We start from the raw sequence: 23,284 nt of genomic DNA on the forward strand, positions 1-23,284 counted from the left end.
GCACGTGGGAACGATCACTTATCGATTTCAGTCGTGATGCTCACTGGCGCGTTTGAGCAGTTTCTTGCAGCGTTCGGACAAATGCAGAACACGTAGCTGCTTGCCAGCCTTGGCGTAACGCTCGCGCAATGTTTTCAGCGCGGCGATGGCCGAGTAGTCGACGAAACTCAGGTGGCGACAATCAAGGGTCACCTGGGCCGGATCATTGGCAGGGTCGAACTGATTGAGGAATGGCGTGGTAGAGGCGAAAAACAGGGTGCCGTGCAGGCGGTAGAGTTTGCTGCCGTCGCTTTCCTGATGAATGTCGGCATACAGCTCGCGGGCCTGTTGCCAGGCGAAGTTGAGCGCCGCAATGATGATTCCGCACAACACGGCGATGGCCAGATCGGTGAGCACCGTAATGACCGTCACCGCGATGATCACCAGGACATCGTTCAGCGGCACCTTGTTCAGCACCCGCAACGAGGCCCAGGCGAAGGTCTGCTGCGACACCACGAACATCACCCCGACCAGGGCGGCCAGCGGGATACGCTCGATCAGCGGCGACAGAAACAGGATGAACAGCAGAATCATCATCCCGGCCACTGCACCGGATAGTCGACCACGACCACCGGAGCTGAGGTTGATCACGGTTTGTCCGATCATGGCACAACCGCCCATCCCGCCGAACACGCCAGACACTATATTGGCAGCACCCAATGCCACGCACTCGCGATCCGGGTAGCCACGGCTCTCGGTGACTTCGTCGGTCAGGCTCAGGGTCAACAGGGTTTCCAGCAAACCGACCATCGCCATCAATACCGCGTAAGGGCCGATGATGCGCAGGGTGTCCAGGCTCCAGGGGATGTCTGGCAGCGCAAAAACCGGCAAGCCACCGGCAATGTGCGCCATGTCGCCCAGGGTTCGGGTCGGCAGACCGAGCAGATACACCGCCAGCCCAACGCCCAGAATCGCCACCAGTGCTGGCGGCACGGCACGTGTCAGGCGCGGCATCAGGTAGACGATGGCCATCGTCAGCGCCACCAGCCCGATCATCATGTACAGCGGCGAGCCACTCAACCAGGCCTCACCACTCTTAAAGTGCTCGAGCTGGGCCAGAGCGATGACGATCGCCAGGCCGTTGACGAAGCCGAGTATCACCGGGTGCGGAACCATGCGCACCAGTTTGCCCAGCTTCAACAGACCGAACGCCAGCATGATCAACCCGCCCAGCAGCACAGTCGCCAGCAAGTACTGCACGCCGTGCTGCACCACCAGCGCGACGATCACCACGGCCATCGATCCGGCGGCGCCAGACACCATCCCTGGCCGCCCACCAAACAGCGCAGTCAGGGTGCAGATGATGAAAGCGCCGTAAAGCCCCATCAACGGATTGAGGTGGGCCACCAGCGCGAAGGCGATGCATTCGGGCAACAGGGCGAAAGAGGTCGTGAGTCCGGCCAGGACATCGGCGCGCAGACGTTTGGGTTTCATGGCTTACCTAAAAAATACAGGCGGGAGAAGAGAAGGCGGATGTTACGGAATTGAGGGCGGGCCGGCCAGTGAATGGACCGCAGAAGTCAGCACGCCCTTGATGGATCGGTGGGGGGCTGGGGGATAAAACAGGTAACGGGGCACTGAGTTTTCAGCCTGACAGTAAGCGCTATACTCGGCACTCGTCCCTCCGATCGAGCCACATCAATGGCAACTGTGCGCCGTAACGACAAAAAACTGAATTCCGATACTGTGATTCGCGCTATCGCCAGCTCTACAGCGATCGAAACGGGTCAGAGTATTGAAATGATCGAACGCAAGCTAAAAAGTAAAAACAGTAAGTTCCTGCATCTCAATCTTGCACAGTAGGACGCAAATCGGTGTTGTGACATCTTTCACCGCTCATACCGACAAAGCATGCCGAACCCAGTGTTCCATAGGTTCGTAGTTGCAGTTGAGGCCTTGATTGATCGCTGCAAAGTAAGCGTCCTTGCTCGCCTCCCAACTGCTGTAATCCAACGGCGGGGCATTTATGGAATCAACCATAGGCCCGAAGACTGTGTTTGATCAAACCAGAAAACAAAAACAGCCGCCCGAGTGCAGCCGCTGGAGGACTGATAGCGCAGCTACGCTTCGCCCCAGCGCCACTCACCCCATCTTGTTACGAATCCATTCAGCCATCGAAATACGCTTCAGCACGCAGGGATCCCAAATCAGCCCTTGAAATCCGCAATCGCATAAGCCGCCAATTTCCCCTGGATGAAGTCCAGGAAGCACTGAATCCGCAGGGCAAGTTGCGAGTTGCGGTAGTACACCGCGTTGATCGGTTGGCGATATCCGCTGTTGAACTCCGCCAGCAGCACCTGCAAGCGACCGGCGCGGATGTCGTCGATGGTCATGAAGTGCGACAGACAGGCGATGCCCTGCCCTGCCAGCGCCAGGTGCCTGATCGTCTCGCCGCTGGATGCACTGATCGACGCCTGGATCGGCCAGCGATCACCGTGGACATAGCGCAGCGGCCATTGGTTGAGGCCTTCGTTATGGGTGAAACCCAGCAGCGTATGTTCGGCCAGATCGGCAACGGCGGTCGGAACGCAGTGTTGCTCCAGATACGCCGGGCTGGCGACGATGTGCAGCGGGCTGCAACCCAGTGAGCGGGCGTGCAGGGTCGAGTCGGTCAGCGTGCCGATGCGGATGGCGATGTCGGTACTTTGTTCGAGCAGGTCGATGATCAGGTCGTTGCTGTTGAGTTCGAGCTGGATGTCCGGGTAGAGACGGCGGAACTCATCGATATACGGCACGATGGCGTGCAGCATGAATGGCGAGGCGGCGTTGATCCGCAAACGCCCGGAAGGGGTTTGCTGGCGTGAGGACAGGCGCTCTTCGAGTTCGTCCATCTGATCGAGAATCCGCTTGGCGTGCTCGAAGAAGTACTTGCCCTCCTCGGTCAGGTCCATGCGCCGCGTGGTGCGGTTGATCAGCGTGGTGTCGAGCTTGGCCTCCAGTCGCGACAGCGTGCGGCTGACCGCTGACGGCGTCTGCCCGACCTGTTCGGCGGCAGCTGAAATCGACCCGCATTCAATCACGCAGACGAAAATCTGCAACTCATCGGATCTGGCTTTCACGTGTGTCCCTTATCGATTGTCCTGCGCCGTTCTACTGTGGCGAGGGGGCTTACCTAATACCAGCCAAAGCCCGCTCCCACATGGATTGCGCATGACTAACTGGCATTGGGGCAAGCCAACTCGCCACAGGCTCAGACTTTCGATAGTAGCTGAGCGTTATGCCTTAAGGCCAAACACCTCGCTCAAGTGCTGCTCATAACGCGCCACATCAGCTTCGACGTTCGGGCGCTTCATCACATCCACGCACAAGAAGGTCGGCAAACCGGTCATGCCGAGGAAGGTGTTGGCCTTGTGGAACGGGAAGTACACCGCGTCCACACCTTTGGCTTCGAAGAAGTCGGTCGGGTCGTCGAAGGCTTGCTGCGGCGCGTTCCAGGTCAGCGACAGCATGTATTTTTTACCGTGCAACAAACCGCCGCTGCCGTACTTCTGCGACGCGTCGGAACGCGTGCGGCCATCGCTGGCGTAGAGGCTGCCGTGGCCTTCGGTGAAGACTTCATCGACGTACTTCTTGACTGTCCAGGGCGCGCCCATCCACCAGCCGGGCATCTGATAAATGATCACATCGGCCCAGAGAAATTTGGCGACTTCCTCCGCGACGTCGTATCCCTCGTCGATGAACGTGGCTTTTACATCCACACCGCCGCGATCCAGCACGCTTAACGCGGCTTCGTGCAGCGTCGTGTTGTAGCGACCATCGGAGTGGGCAAACTTTTTGCCGCCATTGAGCAACAGGACTTTTTTCATGAGAAGTCTCGCAAGGTTGAAATTCGATGGCGGCAGAGTAGCGAGTCGACTCGCGCAGAATAAGCGCTCAATCAGCAAAATTCATTTGACCAATACGCACGAATCGATAGGGGATTGTTGCCATAAACTTGCGCCGATTCTGACTTTTAAGGACAACCCGATGAGCGAGCTGCAAGGCTTCATCCTGCACGCCAAGACCCGCCCGGAAAAAGCCGAGGCCTTCGAAGCGTTCTTCCGCGCCTATGTCGAACCGAGTCGCGCCGAACCCGGTTGCATCGAGTACCACATGCTGCGAGATAAACAGGACCCGACGCTGTTTATCTTCTATGAGATCTGGCAATCCCAGGCCGATCTGGACAAGCACTCGAACCTGCCGCACATGAAGCAGTTCCTCGACATGCGCATGGAGTATCTGGAGCGGGATTTCGATATCCGACCAATCGAAATGCTCAGCACTTCGTCCGCTAGCCGCTGATCAGCAAGTGGCCGCCGAGCACGCCGAGGCCGATGAAGAACACGCGTTTGAACAACACGGCGCTGATCCGCTGGCGCAGCCATTGCCCCAGCAGCATGCCGAGCACCGCCGGAATCAGCGCCAGCAGTGACGCGCTCAGCTCGCCACCGCCGAGAGCGCCGCGCCATAACAGGCCGGCGGCCAACGCAATGGTCGAGACGGTGAATGACAGGCCCAGCGCCTGCACCAGTTCATCCTTGCTCATGCCCAGCGCTTGCAAATAAGGCACCGCCGGAATCACGAAAACCCCGGTGGCCGAGGTGACGATGCCCGTCAGCACACCGCAGAGCGGGCCGAGCCAACGCTCGGTGCGACCTGCGACGCGCAAGGTCGGCAGGAACAACCCGCTCAAGGCGTAAATCAACAACGCCGCCCCCAGCCCCCGCACGACCCAGTGCCCACCGGTTATGCCGATCCACAAAGTGCCGGCGCCCGTGCCGATGAAAATCGCCAGCAGCATCGGCCACAACCGGTTCAGCAGCCCACGCAAATGACCGCCGAATGCCAGTTGCCAGACGTTGGTCAGGGTCGCGGGGATGATCAACAACGCCGCAGCCTGCGATGGAGCCATAGCCAGACCGAGCAAGCCCATGGCGATGGTTGGCAAGCCGAGGCCGATCACGCCTTTGATCATCCCGGCTAGCAGGAAGGTGGCGATAACCAATAAGGACAGGGTCAAACCCAGATTTTGGTAGAACGCGGCGAATGTATTCATGGGGCCATGGTGAGCGCTGAAGGTTGCCTTGAAAATCTGCCATATACTGAGGCTGCCTCTTGTTTTGACAGAGACTGATATTTTCGCTGTGGCTGCTGACGCCTTCGCGGGCAAGTCCGCTCCCACAGTTGAAATGTATCGAACACAAATTTGTGTGTCCGCCAAAGATTCCTGTGGGAGCGGGCTTGCCCGCGAAGGGGCCCGTCCAGACAACAAACATCCAGAGGTTGCCGATGCACTTCGACCTGACCGACCTGCACCTCTACCTGAACATCCTCGACACCGGCAACATCACCGCCGGCGCCGCCCGCAGCCATTTGTCCCTGGCGGCGGCGAGTGCGCGAATACGCGCGATGGAATCTTCACTCGGCACTGATTTTCTGGAACGCGGCCGTCGCGGCGTAACGCCGACGCCGGCCGGCAAAGCGTTGGCGCAACACGCTCGACTCCTACTACAACAGGCCGAGCGCATGCAGCAGGACCTGGCCGAATACGCCAAAGGGGTCAAAGGCCAGGTGCGGTTGCTGTGCAACACCACCGCAATCACCGAGTACCTGCCAGAGTTGCTGGCAGACTTTCTGCGCGACCATCCGAACCTCGACATCGACCTGCAAGAGCTGCCCAGCGCGCGCATCACCCATGCCTTGCGCCAAGGTGCGGCGGACCTGGGTATTGTGTCCGACGCGGTGGATACCGACGGCCTTCAGACCCGCTATTTCCGCGACGACCCACTGGTACTGATCCTTCCGCGCGATCACCCCTTGGCCGACACTGGACCGTTAAATTTCAGCGCCACCTTGCACCATGATTACGTCGGCCTGAACGCCAACAGCGCCCTGGCCGTTTACCTGGAAGAACAAGCCCTGCACAGCAGCTTACGGATGCAGATTCGCATCCGTGCCGATGGCTTCGATGGCGTGATGCGCATGGTCGCCCGAGGTGCCGGGCTGGCGATCGTGCCCTTGGCGGCGGTCGAACGCTGGCCGACTGATACACCGTTCAAAAGCATCGCACTGAAAGAGCCGTGGGCCCGACGCAAACTGTTGCTGTGCGCCCGGGACTTCGCCGTGCTGCCCGGTTATGCCCAGGCCTTGCTGAACGCCTTGACTCTCCCCTGAGGGGCAGACTTTACCCTTGAGGTTTCATCTTCAGGGACCGTTACGATGAGCAAGCGAATTCTGGTGATCCTCGGTCATCCTTCGAGCAACAGTTTCTGCGGCGCACTGGCCGAACGCTACGCACAATCGGCGTTGCGTGCCGGGCATGAGGTGCGTCAGTTGTTTCTAGGAAAAATGGATTTTGATCCGGTGCTGCGCGAAGGCTATCAGCAGGTGCAGCCGCTGGAAGCCGACTTGCGACGCGCTCAGGCGGACATTCTGTGGGCTGAACACCTGACCCTGGTCTACCCGATCTGGTGGGGCGGCATACCGGCCTTGCTCAAGGGTTTTCTCGATCGGGTGTTGCTTCCGGGCTTCGCCTTCAAGTATCGCGAAGGCAAAGCCTTTCCCGACAAATTGCTGCATGGCCGCAGCGCGCATCTGCTCGTGACCATGGACACGCCACCTTGGTATTACCGTTGGATCTACCGCATGCCCGGGTTGCATCAAATGCGCAAAACCACCCTGGCGTTTTGCGGCATCGAACCTCAGCGCACGCTTACCTTCGGGCCGGTTCTGGGGTCCAGCGTCGGTCAGCGCGAAACCTGGCTGCTGCAAGCCCAGGCTATCGCCAGCCGATGAGTCTGCCGATAATGGGGCTGGCTTACCCTCGGCAAAAAAAGGACTTTTCATGTACATCGGCCAAGCCGCGCATCGCTCGGGCACAACGATCAAGAGTATTCGCCATTACGAGTCGATCGGCTTGCTGCCAGCCGCTCGGCGGCAAGGAAAATACCGTGTCTATGACCAACAAAGCGTCGACCTGCTGATCTTCATCAAATGCGCTCAACACTTAGGTTTCAAGCTCAAGGAGTTGCAGGCGATCTTTACCCGGTATCAAGGCCAGGCGATGCCCTGGTCATTGGCGCAGCAAGCCATTGATGCCAAGAAGAGCGAAATCAGCGAGAGGATTAGCGCACTCAGGCACCAACACGATCAATTGGTCGAGTTCGAAGCCAGCCTCGCACAGGCCAGAGCCGATTGCCCGTTGGAGAGTCTTTGAGAGTCTGCGCGTTTCTGGACAGCTCAATGTCGAATACAGACAACTGAACGGTGTATGGGCGCTATAGGGTGCGACTTCAGTTCTTGAACCCACTGCCCGGAGTCATCATGACCGCACCAATTACCGTCCTTCGCGATACCCATCCGCTGCCCGTGCTCGATGCCTGCAAATGGGAAAAACTCGAAGGCGACCCGCACACCGTCAACCTCAACGCGTACACCAGCGAAGATGGCAGCAAGATCATGGGCACCTGGATCTGCACGCCGGGCAAGTGGTACGTGGAATACGTGAAGTGGGAATACTGCCATTTCCAGGAAGGCTATTGCGTCATCACCCCTGAAGGCATGGCGCCGATCCACCTGCGCGCCGGTGACATTTTCGTCATCGAGCCAGGCATGAAAGGCACGTGGGAAGTGGTTGAGACTGTGCGTAAGTATTTCGTGTTTGCCTGATGCAAAAAACCGAGAGACCACCCGACGTGGTCTCTCGGTAAATAGTTTTTCAAGAGCGATACATGACCCTTTGGCGAGGGAGCTTGCTCCCGCTCGGCGGCGAAGCCGTCGTAAAATCAGTCCAATGCGCCCGAGCTGATAGGCCCCAATTGGGTCCGCTTCGCGCACCAGCGGGAGCAAGCTCCCTCGCCACAAAAGCCCGCTTGCCGAAAAGTTTTACTGTGGTTTGCGATAGCTGTTGATAATCGCCGAGAAGTCCTTGCCGCCTTCCCCGCGCTGGCTCATCGCCTGATACAACTGCTGCGCCACCGCGCCGAGCACTACCGGTTGGTGCGCCTGACGTGCCGCCTCAGTCGCCAGCCCCAGATCCTTGAGCATCAGTTCGGCACCGAAACCGCCGGTATACCCGCGCGAGGCTGGCGCCGTTTCGACGATGCCGGGCCACGGGTTGTACATCTCCGAACTCCAGCAACGCCCGGTGGAACTGTTGATGATCCCCGCCAGCACCGTCGTGTCGATTCCCAGCGCATCGCCCAAGGCCATGGCCTCGCTGACGCCGACCATGGAAATCGCCAGCAGCAGGTTGTTGCAGATTTTGGCGATTTGCCCGGTGCCGACTTCGCCGCAGTGGACGATGTTGCGGCCCATCTGCGCCAGCACCGGTTGCAGGGTCGCAAACAGCTCAGGCGTGGCGCCGACCATGAAAGTCAGCGTCCCGGCCGCTGCACCGCCGGTACCGCCGGAGACCGGTGCATCGGCCATCGCCACGCCTTGTTTGGCGGCAGCTGCGGCAACGTCGCGCGCCGTCTGCGGATCGATGGTGCTGCAATCCACTGCGGGCACGCCCTTGGCGATCCCCGCCAGCACACCGTCTTCGCCCAGCCAGACGCTGCGCACATGCACAGCGGCTGGCAGCATGGTGATCACCAGCTCTGCACCTTGAGCCGCTTCACGTGCCGAAGCGCTGATGCTGCCGCCCAGTTGCTCGAGCTCTGCCAGCACAGCTTTGTTCAGGTCGACCAGGCGCAGCGAATGGCCGGCCTTGATCAGGTTGCGCGCCATCGGCGCACCCATGTTGCCGAGACCGATAAAAGCGATTTTCATGTCCGGCTCCTTAACGCAAGTGGATGGTGGTATTCACACCGTCGTTGACGCTGTCGTCGTCGAACCAGCGCGCAGTGACGGTCTTGGTTTGAGTGTAGAACTGCACCACTTGCTTGCCATAAGGACCGAGGTCGCCGAGCTTCGAACCACGGGAACCGGTGAAGCTGAAGAACGGCACCGGCACTGGAATCGGGATGTTGATACCGACCTGGCCGACGTCGATTTCCGTCTGGAATTTACGCGCTGCCGCACCGCTCTGGGTGAACAACCCCGTGCCGTTGCCGAACGGGTTAGCGTTGACCAGTGCGATGGCTTCATCGAGGGTATCGACTTCCAGTACCACCAGCACTGGACCGAAGATTTCCTGGGTGTAGATCTGCATATCGGGTTTCACACCGGAGAACAGGGTCGGGCCGACGAAGTTACCCTTCTCGTAGCCCGGAACGCTGATGTCGCGACCATCCAGTTCGAGCTTGGCGCCCTCCTTGATGCCGCTCTCGATCAGATCGAGAATCCGCGCCTTGGCTCGCTTGGAAATCACCGGGCCAACATCAGTGCCCGGCTCGCTGCCGGCATTGACCTTGAGTTTCTGCGCCAGTGCTTTCAGGTCTGGCAGCCATTGCTTGGCCGCGCCCACCAGCACCACCACCGAGGTGGCCATGCAACGTTGCCCGGCCGCACCGAAACCGGCGCCGACCAGTGCGTTGAGGGCTTGCTCGCGGTTGGCATCGGGCAGCACAACGGCGTGGTTCTTGGCGCCCATCATCGATTGCACGCGCTTGCCGTGTTTGCCGGCCAGGTCGTAGACGTGAGTACCGACCGCGGTCGAACCGACGAACGAAACAGCCTTGATGTCCTTGTGGGTGCAAAGCGCATCCACCACATCCTTGCCGCCATGAACGACGTTGAGCACCCCTGGCGGAATGCCAGCCTCAATGGCCAGTTCCACCAACAGCATGGTCGACATCGGGTCCTGCTCGGACGGCTTGAGCACGAAGGTGTTGCCGCAGGCGATGGCCATCGGGAACATCCACAGCGGAATCATCGCCGGGAAGTTGAACGGGGTAATGCCGGCACAGACGCCGATCGGCTGACGCAGGGTGTAGGTGTCGACACCGCCAGCGACGTTCTCGGCGAACTCGCCCATTTGCAGGCTGCCAATGGAGCAAGCGTGTTCGACCACTTCCAGGCCACGGAAGATATCGCCTTCAGCATCGGCAATGGTTTTGCCCTGCTCGTTGCTGAGTACCACGGCAATACGCTTGGAGTGTTCGCGAATCAACGCCTGAAGCTTGAGCATGATGCGCATCCGCGCGCCGATCGGCGTCAGCTTCCAGGTCTGGAAGGCGCGATGGGCGGCGCTAATGGCGGCATCGACTTCGGCGGCGGTGGCGAATGGGACTTTGGCCAACACTTGTTGGGTCGCCGGGTTGACGATGTCGTGCCATTCGGTGGTCTGGGATTCGATCCACTCGCCATCGATCAACAATTTGACCTTTTGCACGGTGGTTTCTAACGATGCGTTCATTTTGGTCTCCGGACGTTGTTCTTATTTAGAGAGCGATCTTTGGAGCCAAGGCGAGAAAGTCGCCTTGAGATGAGGCGTGTGTCGCGAATTGGTTGTCGGACTGTTTTTGGAGTATAGATGTGCAAACTTCTAATAAGAACGCACATAAAAGCCGGTCCATCATGCAAAAAAACATCACGTCTTTAGGCTCGTTGAACTGGGATGACCTCAAGTTTTTCCTTGAGGTTGCCCGCACTCGCAAGGCCAGCACCGCGGCCAAGCGCCTGGCGGTGGACTACACCACCGTGTCGCGACGCATCAGTTCGCTGGAAGCTTCGCTGGGCACGTTGCTGTTCGAAAAGTCCCGGACCAGCGGTTTCGTCCTGACTGCCGAAGGCCAGCGGCTGCTGGGTTACGCCGAGTCGATCGAAAGCACTCTGCACATGGCCTGCGAGCAGGTTTCGGGTTCAGGCGTGGCGTTGTCCGGGCATGTGCGCATGGGCTGCACCGAAGGGTTCGGCAGCTTTTTCATCACCCCGCAGCTGAGCCATTTCGTCGACGCCTACCCGGCGATCTCGGTGGACATCCTGCCGCTGCCACACTTCATCAGCCTGTCCAAGCGCGAAGCTGACATCGTCATCGCGCTGGAGCGGCCGGAACACGGCCCGTATGTCTGCTGCAAACTCTGCGATTACAAATTGCAGCTGTATGCGACTCAGGACTATCTGGACAAGCACCCACCGATCCGCCGCCCGGCAGACTTGGGCAAGCATCAATTCATCAGTTATGTGGACGATCTGGCGTTCAGCTCGGAGCTGCTGTACCTGGCTAATGTGTTGCCCGGTGCCAGTGCCAATCTGCGCAGCACCAGTGTGATTGCGCAGTTCGTGGCGGCGCAGCAGGGACGGTCATTGGCGATTCTGCCGTGCTTCCTGGCGGCTCAGGACCCGCGATTGCTGCCGGTGTTGCCGCAAGAGATCACCATTACCCGGCAGTTCTGGATGTACTGCCGGGAAGACCTGCGCAAGCTCAAGCGGATCACGTTGTTGTGGGATTACATCCGTGCCGTCACCGAGCAGAATCAAGCACTGTTGATGGGGGAAAGTCGGGAGATGTTGTTCGCCGATTAGTCCGCGCTTACCACGATCGACACCCGACGGTTCTCGGTGCGTCCGACCGCGGTGTCGTTGGACGCGACGGGCTTGCTGCTGCCCAGGCCGCGCAGTTGGATGTTTTGTTCTTTCATGCCGACTGCGGCCAAAACCTTGCCGACGCTTTTTGCGCGACGCAGGGAAAGCTGTTCGTTATAGGACTCTTGGCCCGAAGCATCGGTGTGGCCGTCGATTCTCACGCGCTCGATTTCCACACTTAATAATGCCTTGCCAATGCGCTCGACGATCTCGGTACTGGCGGGGTTGAGACTCTCGACATCGCTGCCGAACAAAACTTTGCCTGACAGGCCATAGGCCCAGCCATCATCCGTCATTTCGAAACCTTGCTGCTTGAGCACAGCGATCTGCGCTGGGGTCAGGCCCTTTTGCGGTGCCGTCTGGCAACCGGTCAATGCCAGCAAGGCCAGGAACAGGGTGATCGTGAAAAGTCGCAGAGAACGCTGATTGAAGGTGAACACAGAAATTAGCTCCTGGTGTGAACATGGACGACAGGGAGCTCCGCCCCTGCCGTTTGCTGCGCGCCTCGGGAAAGGCGTTTGGCTTGGTACATCGCGGCGTCGGCAGCATCGAGCAACTCACCCGGTGTGACCCCGTGATCGGGGTACACGGCGATGCCAATACTGAGTGAAGTCAACACCTGGGTACTGCCCGGCAACTGGATGGGTATTTCCATGCTGGCGATGATTTTGTCAGCAATCCGTTCGGCGTCTTCGGCCTTGTGCAGCGGTGTCAGCAGGATTGCAAACTCGTCGCCGCCCAGACGCGCGACCAGGTCTTCTTCACGCAGTTGTGCACGAACCCGGGTTGCCACGGCGACCAGCACCGCATCACCGGCAGCGTGGCCGAAGTTATCGTTGATCTCCTTGAACCGGTCGCTGTCGAGAAACAGCACGGCCACTCGTTCATCGAGCTTGCCGGCATTGCGCAAGGCACGCATCAGGCGGCCTTCGAAAAACGCTCGATTCGGCAGTCCGGTCAGGCTGTCATGGCTGGCTTGGTGGGCCAGGGTTTCGTTTTCGTTTTGCAGGTGGGTCTGCCAGGACTCGAGTTCATCGAGCAAGGCATTGAAGTCGTTGCCCAGGTTGTCGAGTTCGGCAATGTCGGCGGGCGGCACGCGCTGGTCGAAGGCTCGCTCGCTGCGGGCGGCGTGAGCCACAGCAGCCAGGCTACGCAAAGGGCCGGTGATCCCCTGCAATTGCCGCCGCGCCAGATAGAGCGCAACCCAGGCACTGATGGCGGTACACAAGACAATTCCCACCAGACCGCTGAGCAAAAAACTCATCAGGCTGCCACCGTGCCCGATCAGCAGGATACTGCCGATTTCCTGACCTTGATGGACGATCGGCATGCTGATGGGTTTTTCCAGAATCACCCGGGCGATCTGCATTTCAAGATCGGAGAGCAATCCCGTTTCCGGTCTCTGCCAACGTGCGAGCAACTCGCCTTGCTCGTCCATCACCTGTGCGTCGGCCACTTCTTCGGTGGACGCGATCAACGCCAGCGCCTCAGTGGCGGCGACCTTATCGTTGAACACCACCGCAGCTTCTACGGTGTAATTGATCGACCGGGCGATCAGGTGCAGGTTGTGATCGGCATAAACCCGCAAGGCCAGAACACCCAGCAGGGTCAACGAAACACTGGCCATGGCCACGCCCACCAAGGCGACGATCAAATGCCCACGGCCGATAACCGACCCTAAGGTCGGACGTATACGAGATTTGAATAGACTCATGGTGCCGCCGGTTTGCGGCGCGACAGTTGCAGCACACTGGGATGAATGCGCACACCGCTGCGGGCGACTGAGTCGAGGTTGACCTCGAAGGACACTTGTTCATCGCCGACCCGCAAACAGAACAGACTGCCGACGGTGCACTGATCGCCGCCTTCACTGATGCTCACCACCGGGCGTCCTGTCAGCGAGGCGAATAATCGACTGCGTTCGTCGCTGGTCAGCTTGCCGATGTACACCGCGTCGCACTCACCGGCAATCGCCGGGTTGTCGGCCAAAAGCCGTCGCACAGTGACAGGCCGACCAGTAGCCTGAGTGGTGCCCTTGACCAGGTCGTCGGTGTACTCGGTAGGACCAACCACGCACAGTCGCAGCTGCTGAGGCTCAACAGGCCACCGGGCATAACTGAGGATCCCTAGCACCACCTGAGTGACCGATCTGGCACGCTGGTCGGCCTTGCTCAGGGCGGTTTCCGGCTGAGCGAAGGCAACGCCCGTCAACAAACAGAGAAGACCGGCAAGCAGCACTTGCTTGCAGCCAACAACGCGCTCTGTCGCCCAGACAGCCACCTTCATGCAGGGATTCTCTTCGATCGCAACGAAATGATGCCGCAACGATAGCACAGCACCGAAACACCAGCGAGGCCACGCACCACGGCACTTCGGACAGATTCCGTCGTCGGCTCCCCTTTTTAGTGACCCGGCTCGATCCCCTCTTCCAGCTCCAGCATCAACCCGCTCAAGCGCTTGACCTTGCGCCGCACGGCCTCTTCGAATACGCCGGCGCGAGGCTCAATCAGGGTGAACCAGTGTTTGGCCCGGGTTATTCCGGTATAGATCAGTTCCTTGGTGAGCACAGGGTTCAGGGCGTCCGGCAGAATCAACGCCGTATGGGCAAATTCCGAGCCTTGGGATTTGTGTACTGTCATGGCGTATACGGTGTCGACATCGTTCAGCCGACTTGGCAGGACGAAGCGCACACCGCCCTGGCCATCGTTGCGCGGGAAAGCCACACGCAGTACTTGCCGTCCAGCGTCGGGACCCTCACGCTCCGGCAGCTTGAGGGCAATGCCAATGTCGCCGTTCATCAAACCCAGGCCATAGTCGTTGCGGGTCATCAGCACGGGTCGACCTTCGTACCACTGGTGGTCGCTGTCGATCAGCCGAGCCTTGAGCAGCGCGTCGGTCACTCGCTGATTCAAGCCTTCCACACCCCAAGGCCCTTTGCGTACCGCGCACAATAGCTGGAAGGCATCGAAAGCTTGCAGCACCAGTCGAGCCCAATCGGCCCAGCATGGATCGTCGAGCGGGCTGTTGAGCGATGGCCGCTGACTGCGCAAAAGACTCAGGTAATGCCGATAACCTTGCGGCCCCTCGCCATGACCTTCGAGCAACAACCGCTCCAGCGCCCGGTCCTGCTCACCTTTGAGGGACAGGGAAAATACGTCGCCATGGCTTCCAGCCGCCAATAACTTGCGGGCTTCCTCGGGTTGCTGCTGGTTGACCCAACGGGCCAACTGGCCAATGCCGCTGCCCTCGCCGAAGCGCCGTGAGTGACGCAGCATCACGACCTGCTGAGCCAGGGGATGCGCTCCGTTGATGTCTTCGTGCAAACCGCTGCTACGGAGACTTTCACCGCTGACTGCCTCCAGCCACTGGCGTGTCTGCGGGCTGTACCAACCGGCTTCGGCATCGCGGCACAGATCGCCCAGGACGGCACCGGCCTCTACCGACGCCAATTGATCCTTGTCACCGAGCAGCACTAGACGGGCATGGGCCGGCAATGCGTCGAGCAGATTGGCCATCATTTCCAGGTCGATCATCGAGGCTTCGTCCACCACCAATACATCCAGCGGCAAGCGATTGCCGGCGTGGTGCCGGAAATGCCGGGTGCCGGGACGACTGCCGAGCAAACGGTGCACGGTGGTCACATCCGACGGGATCTTCTCCCGCACCGTTTCAGCAACTTCCAGGGTTTGAACCTGTTGGCTGATGGACTCGGTCAATCGTGCGGCAGCTTTGCCAGTGGGTGCCGCGAGACGAATGCGCAGCGGTTTGCCGGCCTCAATCGCGGGAGCCTGGAGCAATGCGAGTAAGCGCACGACCGTGGTGGTTTTACCGGTTCCCGGGCCGCCGGTGACGATGCTGAATGCGCTACGGGTAGCCAGGGCGCAAGCGAGCTTCTGCCAGTCGATCACTTCATCAGGCCTGGCGGGACCGAACAGGCCGGTCAGGCGTTGGGGCAAATCACTTGGTGTTTTTTCGTGTGCAGCCAGGCGCTGACGCAGGGCGTTATCGATGCGCCGTTCGTAAGCCCAGTAGCGGCGCAGGTACAGGCGTTTACCCGACAGCACCAACGGTCGGTGCTGCGCGGCTTCACGCCCGTCGACGGCCAGAGCCACCAGGGTGCTGGACGCCAGAACCTTGCACCAATGAGCACCCTCCAGCGCCTCAAGCAATTGCGACGGCAGCAACATCGCGCCACTCTGCAGATCACCTTCCGGCGGCAGCGACAGAGCGAAGTCCGGCTCTTTCAGCGTTTCGAACAGATCCAGGCAAACATGGCCGTGGCCCAACTGGTGACTGGTCAACGCCGCAGCCAACAACACCAGAGGATCATCGTCGGGGGCGAGTTCGTGGAGAAAGGCCACGAAGGCTTTATCCAGCGCCCGCAGCCAACCGCGTTCGACCCAGCGCGTGAGCAGCAGCAACAAGTCATCTGCGCGACTCAGGGGGGCCAGGTCCGCCAGACTTTCGGCCGCCAACGGCGTGGGCAGCAAATCGGCGAAGGTGCGACTCATAGCAGTACTCCCTGTTCCCAGGCGGGTTCGGCCTTGGGCTCTGGCTTGCCCTGGAACAACCGGTCCAGACGCTCGATCAGCTCCCGTGGCGGACGGGCGAAATACACGCCCTGGCTGGCCGCGCGAGTACCGCGAAGGAACAGGTACAACGCTCCTCCGACATGCCGGTCGTAATCGTAATCGACCAGCCGCGCCTTGAGCTGGCGATGCAAGGCGAGCAGGTACAACACATATTGCAGATCGTATCGGTTATCGAGAATCGACTGCTCCATGGCCTGCCCGGTATAGGCCGCGTCATCGACGCCCAGCCAGTTGGATTTGTAGTCGGCGACGTAATAACGACCGTCGTGCTCGAACGTCAAGTCGATGAAGCCTTTGAACATGCCATTGAGCAGCACCGGTTCGGCAGCCACCCTGGCCACACCGTTGTGGGTGTATTGGCGCACCAGTTCATCGAGTTTGAGCACATCGACTTTATGACTGGCGAACCAGAACTCCATCTCGACCCGGTATTGGGTCAGTTGCTCGAACACCACCGGTGCCTGCCCGCCGCCGATGTGCAGCGGGGATTTGAGCAAATGCTGCAGCCAGTCACTCAAGGTCGTGATCCAGCCTTCCCATCCACGGCGATTGCAGCGGCGGGCGATGGCGTCTTCCACAGCCTGTGGTGCAGCGGCAAAACCTTCGTCACCGGCCCACTCGAGCAATCCATGGAGAAAAGTGCCGGGGTTTGGCCCGCGAGGGAATCGATGGATATCCGCGCCGCCAGCAATCACTTCTCGCGGCGCTTGCGGATCGAGACGTTCGTCGTCAAAAAGCTTTTGCGCTTGCGGGCTTTCCGGGGCTTCGTCACTGCCCACGCTCAGACTGTCGCCAATGCGCAGGGCGCTGTAGGAGGCGATCCACCAGTTTTCGCTGGCCTTGCGCTTGGGTATCAGCGGCGCAAGCAAGGTCGCTTCATTGCGCGGAGGATGGTAATGCTCGGCGCCCGCTTCAGGCATTTCACCGTAGTTCAGCGCCGGGCAGTCCTGCTGCAAATCTTCCAGCCAACGCCGCAACCCTGCCGACTCGGCCAATGGCGCACCACCGCCCAACAGATAACCCAACGCTGAAAGGTGCAACATCGAGCCGTTGTTATTGCCGCGCTTGAGGTCAGTCACACCGAGCCAGCAGGCATGTTGTGCCCGGGTCAGGGCGACATAGAGCAGCCGAAGATCTTCGGCCAAGCGCTCATCATCGGACTGGGCGACCAACTCCGGCGTCGGCTTCAAGCTCACCTGAGACTTGCCCGTCGCGTCGTGGTAATGCAACGGCAAACGGCTGCCATCCACCAGTTTTGCCGAGCAGATGAACGGCAGAAACACCAACGGATATTCAAGCCCTTTGGATTTGTGGATGGTCACAACCTTGACCAGTTGTTCATCGCTTTCCAGGCGCAGGATCTGTTCTTCGCCAGCCTGACCGGACAACGCAAGATGCTCGGACAAATGACGGATCAAGGCTTGCTCGCCATCAAGCTCCGCGGCGGCCTGCTGTAGCAGCTCCGACAGGTGCAGCAGGTTGGTCAATACCCGCTCGCCATCGTTGCGCGCGATCAACGCCTGGGGCAGTTGGAAGTCGTGCAGCAAACGTCGCAACATTGGCAGCACGCCCTGCTTGCGCCAGAGCTCGCGATAACCGCGGAACTGCATGACCCGTGCTTCCCTGGCCAGCTCATCCTGATTCAGCCGTTCCAATTCAGTCAGCGAAAGGTTCAGCGTGATGCAGGCCAGCGCGGCACGGAGGGGACGTTCGACATCCGGCTCGGCACACGCCTTGAGCCAGGTCAGCAGGTCATGGGCCTCCTGCGCGGCGAACACGGAGTCCTTGTCTGACAGGTAAACACTGCGCACACCGCGGGCCGAAAGTTCGCCACGCACGGCCTGGGCCTCTTTGCCGTCGCGCACCAGAATCGCGATATCCGCCGGCAGCAAACCTCTGAAGTCCTTACCGTCCTGGATGAAACCCGCACGACCTTGCTGACCGCCATTGAGCAGCGCGGTAATTTCACTGGCGCAGGCGGCGGCCAACTGTTGTCGATACACCGCGCCAGACAGTGGCTGATCGGCGGACAGGTGCCAGATGTTCAGGGCCGGTACAACCTGACCATCAATCTGCAGGACTTCTTTGCGCCCTTGGGATTCGACGGGTAGGAACGGTACCGGGTTCTCACCACTTTTCTCACGAAACAGGAATGCTCCGCGCCCCTGCTCACGAGACTCGGCGCGCTCGAATACATGGTTTACCGCACTGACCATGCCATGACTGGAACGGAAGTTGGTGCCCAGGGTATGCAGGCGGCCAGTGGTGGCCTGGCGAGCGCGCAGGTAGGTGTAGATGTCGGCTCCGCGGAAGGCATAGATCGCCTGCTTCGGGTCACCGATCAGAAACAGACCGGTTTCAGGATTGTTGTCTTCGATGCGATAAATGCTCTCGAAGATTCGATACTGCACCGGGTCGGTGTCCTGGAATTCGTCGATCAACGCAACCGGGAACTGCTCGCGGATCAGTGTTGCCAGGCGCTCACCGCCTTCGGACTGCAAAGCCGTATCGAGGCGCAGCAGCATGTCATCGAAGCCCATTTCCGCGCGGCGACGCTTTTCTTCCTCGAACCGTGCACCGACCCAGTGAGCAGCGTGTTGCAGCACGGCGGCATCGGGGGTCGGCAAACCATCGAGACTGGTCTTGAGACCGGGCATTGCATCGAGACCGGGATGACGGGGAGCTTCACCCTTCCAGGCTTCAGCCATACCATCGGGGGTCAGGCGAGTGAAGCCGGTGCCAATGTCCAACTGCTCGAGAGATTCGTCTTCGGCCCAGGCTCGAAGTTTCTCGAACCAGGGTTCAAAGTAGCGCGGCTGCATCTTGCGGCCATCGACGCTCTTGCTTGCGACGCCCTGGTGACAGATGGCAAGCAACTCATCCGCCCATTGGCGCCAGGGCATCTTGAGTTCGAGCAAAGCAGCCCGTCGCTCCTGCAGGCACTCGGCAATCAACTCGGCAGGCTCTTTACCTTCAACGCTGTCACGCTCACTGGCAAACAACCCACGCACTCGTGGTAGCAACGCCGCAGGGCCGCCCCAATTGCCGCGAACCCAGTTCAGTGCATCGCCTTGCATTGGATAACAGAACAGTCGCCAGTAGTCGCGCAAGACTTCGCCGAGCAAATCGCTGTGATCGGTTTCCAGGGTCTGGGTGAACAGGCTTCCACTGTCGAACGCATGTTCGCGAAGCATGCGCTGGCACCAACTGTGGATGGTCGATACCGCCGCTTCATCCATCCACTGGGCGGCGATGTCCAGGCGGCTTGCACAACCGGACCACTGTTCGGGAAGGTACTGCTCGCGCAACTCGGCAATGAGACCATCCGGTGCCGGTGTCTCATCGCGGAAAAACCGTGCTGCTTCAGCCAGCCGTGTGCGAATACGTTCACGCAGTTCTTTGGTTGCGGCATCGGTGAAGGTCACCACGAGGATTTGCGGCGGCAGCAACTCACGGCCAAAGCCACTCGACTCGCCGCCGTGGCCAAGGACCAGACGCAAGTACAGCGCAGAAATGGTGAAGGTCTTACCGGTGCCGGCGCTGGCTTCGATCAGTTGGCTACCACGCAGAGGGAATGCCAGGGCCAGCGGTGTTTTCGTGGTCATGAGCGCGCCTCCTCGCTGGTCGATGAACGCCAGGAGGCCTCAAACAGCGGTCGATACAAAGCGTTGCACCAATCAGGGAAGGTCTCGTCGGCAATCAGTGCATCGTAATCGGCGAATTGCCGAGCGAGTGCCGGGCTTTCGCGGCGCTCGCCGTCAGTGGTCTGGCCGTCGCCTTCATAGGCCTTGCGGGCAGCGGCGTCAGCTTTGCCCGGGTCGGTTTGAGCGAGCCAGGCGAACGCTGTTTTTACTGCGATCGGCAGCGGCTGGCGCATGCCCGTTTGCCAGGCCAACAACAGATCGCCCAGAACCCGGGATGCTGCGGCCTCCTCCATCGGATCGAGCAGCAAACTGTCGTCGCTGGCCACCAACGCGGTGGTCATCGACATGCCGCTGGCACAGGCAACCAGGTGATTGACCCAAGGTCGCGTCAGGCGATGCCATTTGCGGGCCTTGATCGAACCGATGCTGTTGGGAATCGTAGTAACCGACAACAACCCACCATCTGCGCGTTGATGCAGGCCACTGAGCCAACCCTCCAGACGCAATCCTTGTAGTTCCAGACTCACCGGCAACGCACTGGTAAGCGGGGTCGGCCATAACGCCAGAAGTTGCTGATAACGCAGCAGCAGATCCGGCAGCGGCTCGATCAACTCTCGCTGAAGACATTCGCCAAAACCGGCCATGGGCAAAAGCCCGCTGTTTTGCAGGCGTTTTGCCTGCGCCTCCAGTACCTGATCGGTCTGGTCCAATTGCCCCAGCGCCGCTTCGAGCAAGCTGTCGCTGAGGCTATAGCGTTGCAGCGCGTCGAGTACAAATGGTTCTTCATCTGCCAAAGGCACTTCGGCAGCCTCGAAGAACACTTTGAGCCGCTGACTGAAGAAATGTCGTACAGGGTTGCGCAGAAAATCCTGCAACTGACCCAGGCTCAGCGGCTCGTCCTGGACGTAGGGTTCAAGCACTTCGATATCAGTTGCCAGATCACTGGCTTGATGAAGAACCTGCCACTCGCTGGCGTAGCTGAATAGATCATCGCCCTCATGAAAGTAGCGATGGCTGAAAGGTTGCAGCGGATGTTCCTGAGTCATGGACTCAAGCAGCTCATCATTGTCATCGTGCAGTCGCCAGCCGCTGCCGAGATGGTCACGCAACTGCCCTATCAACACCGAAGCAGGACGCTCACTGTTGTCCCGAATACTGCGACCGACCCAGCTGATATAGAGTTGGTCGCGTGCCGACAACAATGCTTCCAGCAACAGATAGCGATCGTCTTCGCGTCGGGAGCGATCGCCGGGACGGTAATCACTGCCCATCAGGTCGAAATCCAGCGGCGGCTGCGCGCGAGGGTAATCGCCGTCATTCATGCCAAGCAGGCAGACCAGTTTGAAGGGGATAGCTCGCATGGGCATCAAGGTACAGAAGTTAACAGCACCTGCGAGGAAACGCTGAGACAGGCGACCTTGGTCGAGCCCCGCCAACCAGGCTTCCCGGACTACGGTCAGCGGTAATTCGTCCTGCAAACCTACCGACTCGCAGGTTTCAAGCCAGGTCTCGCGCAGCTCTTCGAGTCGGGCCAACAGATAGTCGTCATGCTCATTACTAGCCAGGAAGAATAACTGCACCAACGCTTGCAACCGCGAGCCCCATTGTTTGGGCGCCGCAGGTTGAGTGAGTTCCTGGTGGGCAATTTCCAGCGCATCCAGCAGGGCGACCAAAGGACCTATGAGTGCGGCATCCAGACCACCAATCTCGTCGTAGGGTTCGATCCCCTCGCAGGCACTCGCACTGCCCACGGCATAACCCAGCAGCATTCGTCGCAGACCGAAACGCCAACTGTTTTGCTCCAGTTCTTCAGGCAGGCCCAGACCCGCGCGCTGCTCAGCGTTCATCCCCCAGCGAATACCTGCGCCTTCAATCCAGCGATGCAAGGTCGGCAGGTCACGTTCCTCTACGCCAAACCGAGCGCGTAATGCCGGAACATCCAACAGATCGAGGATTTCGCTGACGGGGAAGCGACTATCGGGCAGTTTGAGTAGATGCTCGACAGCGATCAATAGCGGATCCCGGCCGCGCTGGCCTTGATCCGCAAGCGTGAAAGGAATGAAGCGCGGATCAAAGCGATCAAGCTGACCAAAGACAGCACGGATGTGCGGGGCATAACTGTCGATGTCCGGGACCATCACGATCACATCGCGAGGCCTCAGGTCTGGGTCAGCACTGAATCGTGCGAGCAACTGATCGTGGAGGATCTCCACTTCGCGTTGAGCGCTATGGGCGATGTGAAAACGGATCGATTTGTCCTTTTTCAGATCGACAGCAGGCCAACGCTCCCGGGTCTCGTTCAGGGGACGCAATTCCAGGATGTCGTCCTGCAACTGATTGAGCATATTCTGTGGCTGGTTTTCGCTGAAAAGGTCGATACGACCGTCACGAAATGCCGAGCGATAGCTACCAGGATCGTCGTAGCTGTCGAGCAGATTAATGTAGTCCCGCCCCTGCTTACCCCACGCTGCCAGTAGCGGATGGGCATGCTGATGGAGTGTTTGCGAGTCGAGCACAATCGGCATGCCGCTCTTGCGAGCCTGACGCTTGTACTGATGTCGCAACAGATCTTTATCGGCGACGATGTCCGCCCAATGGTGACGACATGGGTTGTGTACGCACAGCAAGACCTGGCTGAATCGAGCAAGCCCGGCAAGAGCTTCCAGGGCTTGAGCAGGCAGTGAAGAAATCCCGAAAACGATCACCCGTGAAGGCAAACCATTGGGCGCTACGTCGAGGCTATTGATGCGCTCGATAAAGCGTTGGTGGACGCCTGCGCGGCTTTGCGCCATGCCTTGCTCACCGACATCCAGCAGCAGCGCACGCCATAGCTCTGCCTGCCAGCAGTTGGCCGGGGTCAGGGCTTTGGCTTCGCCTCTGCCATTTCGTAGCTGATGGCGACCTTCTGCCCAGTCTTCGAGCCAGTCGGCACGGTAGACCTGATATTGGTCAAACAGGTCTGCCAGTCGCTCCGCCAATTGATAGCGTTTACGTAAGTCGGTGTCATTGGTAAGGAAGCGCTGCAGGGGTTCGAAGTGCGGTTGGTTGATCAACTGTGGTAGCAGACGCATCAGACGCCAGGTCAGCGGGGCCTTATCGAGCAGGGATTTGACCGGAATTTCATCACGTCCCAGTACCATGCGATAGAGTTGCCACATGAAGCTGCCCGGTAACTGCACATCGATGGCGGCGGCGATTCCGCAGCCGCCCATGTCGTCATCTTCAGAGTCTTCGGCCAGTGCCAGCTTCAGCCATTGGGCGATGCCGTTACTCTGTACCAGGGCGATTTCATTTTCCAAGGGAGCTAGCGGGTAGCGTCGCATCCAGCTGACCACCAGGCTGCGCAACTCGTCCAGGCGGTTGCCGTGAACCACCATAAAACCAGCATTGAGGGACGTAGCGTCCGGCATAAAGGCTTCCTTGGGAAAATACAAAAGCTAGGCCGAACCTTAGCACTGTCGGCAGACTGTGACAGCCGGGAGCGGTCCGATGTTGCTGTACGAACTTTCCTGCGGACAAAACAAAACCCCTACCTGCATACGCAGATAGGGGTTTCGGAAT

Annotated in this window: 19 protein-coding genes; 7 read left to right on the forward strand and 12 right to left on the reverse strand. The window is 59.6% G+C overall.

All coding sequences use genetic code 11. The features are described from left to right. Nucleotides 1–27 precede the first annotated feature (27 nt). The gene (locus tag ACZ3HH_RS22640; RefSeq protein ID WP_465807829.1) at nt 28–1,473 is read right to left on the reverse strand and encodes a SulP family inorganic anion transporter; all 1,446 of its coding nucleotides are present in this window, start codon (nt 1,471–1,473) and stop codon (nt 28–30) included. Nucleotides 1,474–1,680: 207 nt separating this feature from the next. On the opposite strand from ACZ3HH_RS22640, the gene ACZ3HH_RS22645 reads away from it, so the two are divergent. Next, entirely contained in the window at nt 1,681–1,842 is a 162-nt protein-coding gene (locus ACZ3HH_RS22645; protein ID WP_465807831.1) for a hypothetical protein, read from the forward strand. A 344-nt stretch (nt 1,843–2,186) separates the two neighbouring features. Here the strand turns inward: ACZ3HH_RS22645 and ACZ3HH_RS22650 are convergent, their stop codons facing one another. Together ACZ3HH_RS22650 and mdaB are read right to left on the reverse strand one after the other, a co-directional pair. Further along, nucleotides 2,187–3,098, reverse strand: coding sequence for a LysR substrate-binding domain-containing protein (locus ACZ3HH_RS22650; protein WP_465807833.1), 912 nt, complete (start codon nt 3,096–3,098; stop codon nt 2,187–2,189). A gap of 156 nt (nt 3,099–3,254) precedes the next feature. Next, nucleotides 3,255–3,845, reverse strand: a complete 591-nt coding sequence (gene mdaB, locus ACZ3HH_RS22655) for an NADPH:quinone oxidoreductase MdaB (protein WP_008005541.1) — start codon at nt 3,843–3,845, stop codon at nt 3,255–3,257. A gap of 160 nt (nt 3,846–4,005) precedes the next feature. On the opposite strand from mdaB, the gene ACZ3HH_RS22660 reads away from it, so the two are divergent. After that, entirely contained in the window at nt 4,006–4,320 is a 315-nt protein-coding gene (locus ACZ3HH_RS22660) for a putative quinol monooxygenase (protein ID WP_465807836.1), read from the forward strand. Here the strand turns inward: ACZ3HH_RS22660 and ACZ3HH_RS22665 are convergent. After that, the gene (locus ACZ3HH_RS22665; RefSeq protein ID WP_465807838.1) at nt 4,310–5,074 is read right to left on the reverse strand and encodes a sulfite exporter TauE/SafE family protein; all 765 of its coding nucleotides are present in this window, start codon (nt 5,072–5,074) and stop codon (nt 4,310–4,312) included. The genes ACZ3HH_RS22660 and ACZ3HH_RS22665 overlap by 11 nt on opposite strands. 233 nt (nt 5,075–5,307) lie before the next feature. Here ACZ3HH_RS22665 and ACZ3HH_RS22670 point away from each other — a divergent pair, with 233 nt between their 5' ends. From ACZ3HH_RS22670 to ACZ3HH_RS22685, 4 genes are all read left to right on the forward strand, one after another. Beyond that, a complete protein-coding gene (locus tag ACZ3HH_RS22670) occupies nt 5,308–6,192 on the forward strand; it encodes a LysR substrate-binding domain-containing protein (protein WP_465807840.1) in 885 nt (294 codons plus the stop codon). A 45-nt stretch (nt 6,193–6,237) separates the two neighbouring features. Next, the gene (locus tag ACZ3HH_RS22675; RefSeq protein ID WP_465807842.1) at nt 6,238–6,813 is read left to right on the forward strand and encodes an NAD(P)H-dependent oxidoreductase; all 576 of its coding nucleotides are present in this window, start codon (nt 6,238–6,240) and stop codon (nt 6,811–6,813) included. A 49-nt stretch (nt 6,814–6,862) separates the two neighbouring features. Next, complete coding sequence (locus ACZ3HH_RS22680) at nt 6,863–7,234, forward strand: MerR family transcriptional regulator (protein ID WP_465807844.1); 372 nt, start codon at nt 6,863–6,865, stop codon at nt 7,232–7,234. A gap of 107 nt (nt 7,235–7,341) precedes the next feature. Then, a complete protein-coding gene (locus ACZ3HH_RS22685; protein WP_007988984.1) occupies nt 7,342–7,686 on the forward strand; it encodes a cupin domain-containing protein in 345 nt (114 codons plus the stop codon). 216 nt (nt 7,687–7,902) lie between these two features. On the opposite strand, the gene mmsB is transcribed toward ACZ3HH_RS22685, so the two are convergent. Beyond that, nucleotides 7,903–8,790, reverse strand: a complete 888-nt coding sequence (gene mmsB, locus ACZ3HH_RS22690; RefSeq protein WP_460148014.1) for a 3-hydroxyisobutyrate dehydrogenase — start codon at nt 8,788–8,790, stop codon at nt 7,903–7,905. A gap of 10 nt (nt 8,791–8,800) precedes the next feature. Continuing rightward, entirely contained in the window at nt 8,801–10,318 is a 1,518-nt protein-coding gene (locus ACZ3HH_RS22695) for a CoA-acylating methylmalonate-semialdehyde dehydrogenase (protein ID WP_465807850.1), read from the reverse strand. 161 nt (nt 10,319–10,479) lie between these two features. On the opposite strand from ACZ3HH_RS22695, the gene ACZ3HH_RS22700 reads away from it, so the two are divergent. Beyond that, nucleotides 10,480–11,427 carry a LysR family transcriptional regulator gene (locus ACZ3HH_RS22700; RefSeq protein ID WP_465807852.1) on the forward strand — a complete coding sequence of 316 codons (948 nt, stop codon included), beginning with the start codon at nt 10,480–10,482 and terminating at the stop codon, nt 11,425–11,427. On the opposite strand, the gene yfiB is transcribed toward ACZ3HH_RS22700, so the two are convergent. From yfiB to recC, 6 genes are all read right to left on the reverse strand, one after another. Beyond that, nucleotides 11,424–11,927 carry an outer membrane lipoprotein YfiB gene (gene yfiB / locus ACZ3HH_RS22705; protein WP_465807854.1) on the reverse strand — a complete coding sequence of 168 codons (504 nt, stop codon included), beginning with the start codon at nt 11,925–11,927 and terminating at the stop codon, nt 11,424–11,426. The two genes, ACZ3HH_RS22700 and yfiB, sit on opposite strands and share 4 nt — an antisense overlap. A 5-nt stretch (nt 11,928–11,932) precedes the next feature. Beyond that, nucleotides 11,933–13,201: a diguanylate cyclase DgcN/YfiN gene (gene dgcN / locus ACZ3HH_RS22710; RefSeq protein WP_465807856.1), complete on the reverse strand. Its 1,269-nt coding sequence runs from the start codon at nt 13,199–13,201 to the stop codon at nt 11,933–11,935. Beyond that, a complete protein-coding gene (yfiR, locus tag ACZ3HH_RS22715) occupies nt 13,198–13,773 on the reverse strand; it encodes a regulatory sequestration protein YfiR (RefSeq protein WP_465807858.1) in 576 nt (191 codons plus the stop codon). The genes dgcN and yfiR overlap by 4 nt, the downstream gene beginning before the upstream one ends. Before the next feature lie 116 nt (nt 13,774–13,889). After that, nucleotides 13,890–15,998: an exodeoxyribonuclease V subunit alpha gene (gene recD / locus ACZ3HH_RS22720; RefSeq protein ID WP_465807861.1), complete on the reverse strand. Its 2,109-nt coding sequence runs from the start codon at nt 15,996–15,998 to the stop codon at nt 13,890–13,892. Then, complete coding sequence (gene recB, locus ACZ3HH_RS22725; RefSeq protein WP_465807863.1) at nt 15,995–19,684, reverse strand: exodeoxyribonuclease V subunit beta; 3,690 nt, start codon at nt 19,682–19,684, stop codon at nt 15,995–15,997. Before recB ends, recD begins: the two co-directional genes overlap by 4 nt. Continuing rightward, the gene (recC, locus tag ACZ3HH_RS22730; RefSeq protein ID WP_465807865.1) at nt 19,681–23,133 is read right to left on the reverse strand and encodes an exodeoxyribonuclease V subunit gamma; all 3,453 of its coding nucleotides are present in this window, start codon (nt 23,131–23,133) and stop codon (nt 19,681–19,683) included. The genes recB and recC overlap by 4 nt, the downstream gene beginning before the upstream one ends. Between the last annotated feature and the right edge of the window lie 151 nt (nt 23,134–23,284).

This window comes from Pseudomonas sp. PME37.24/025, assembly GCF_055556615.1.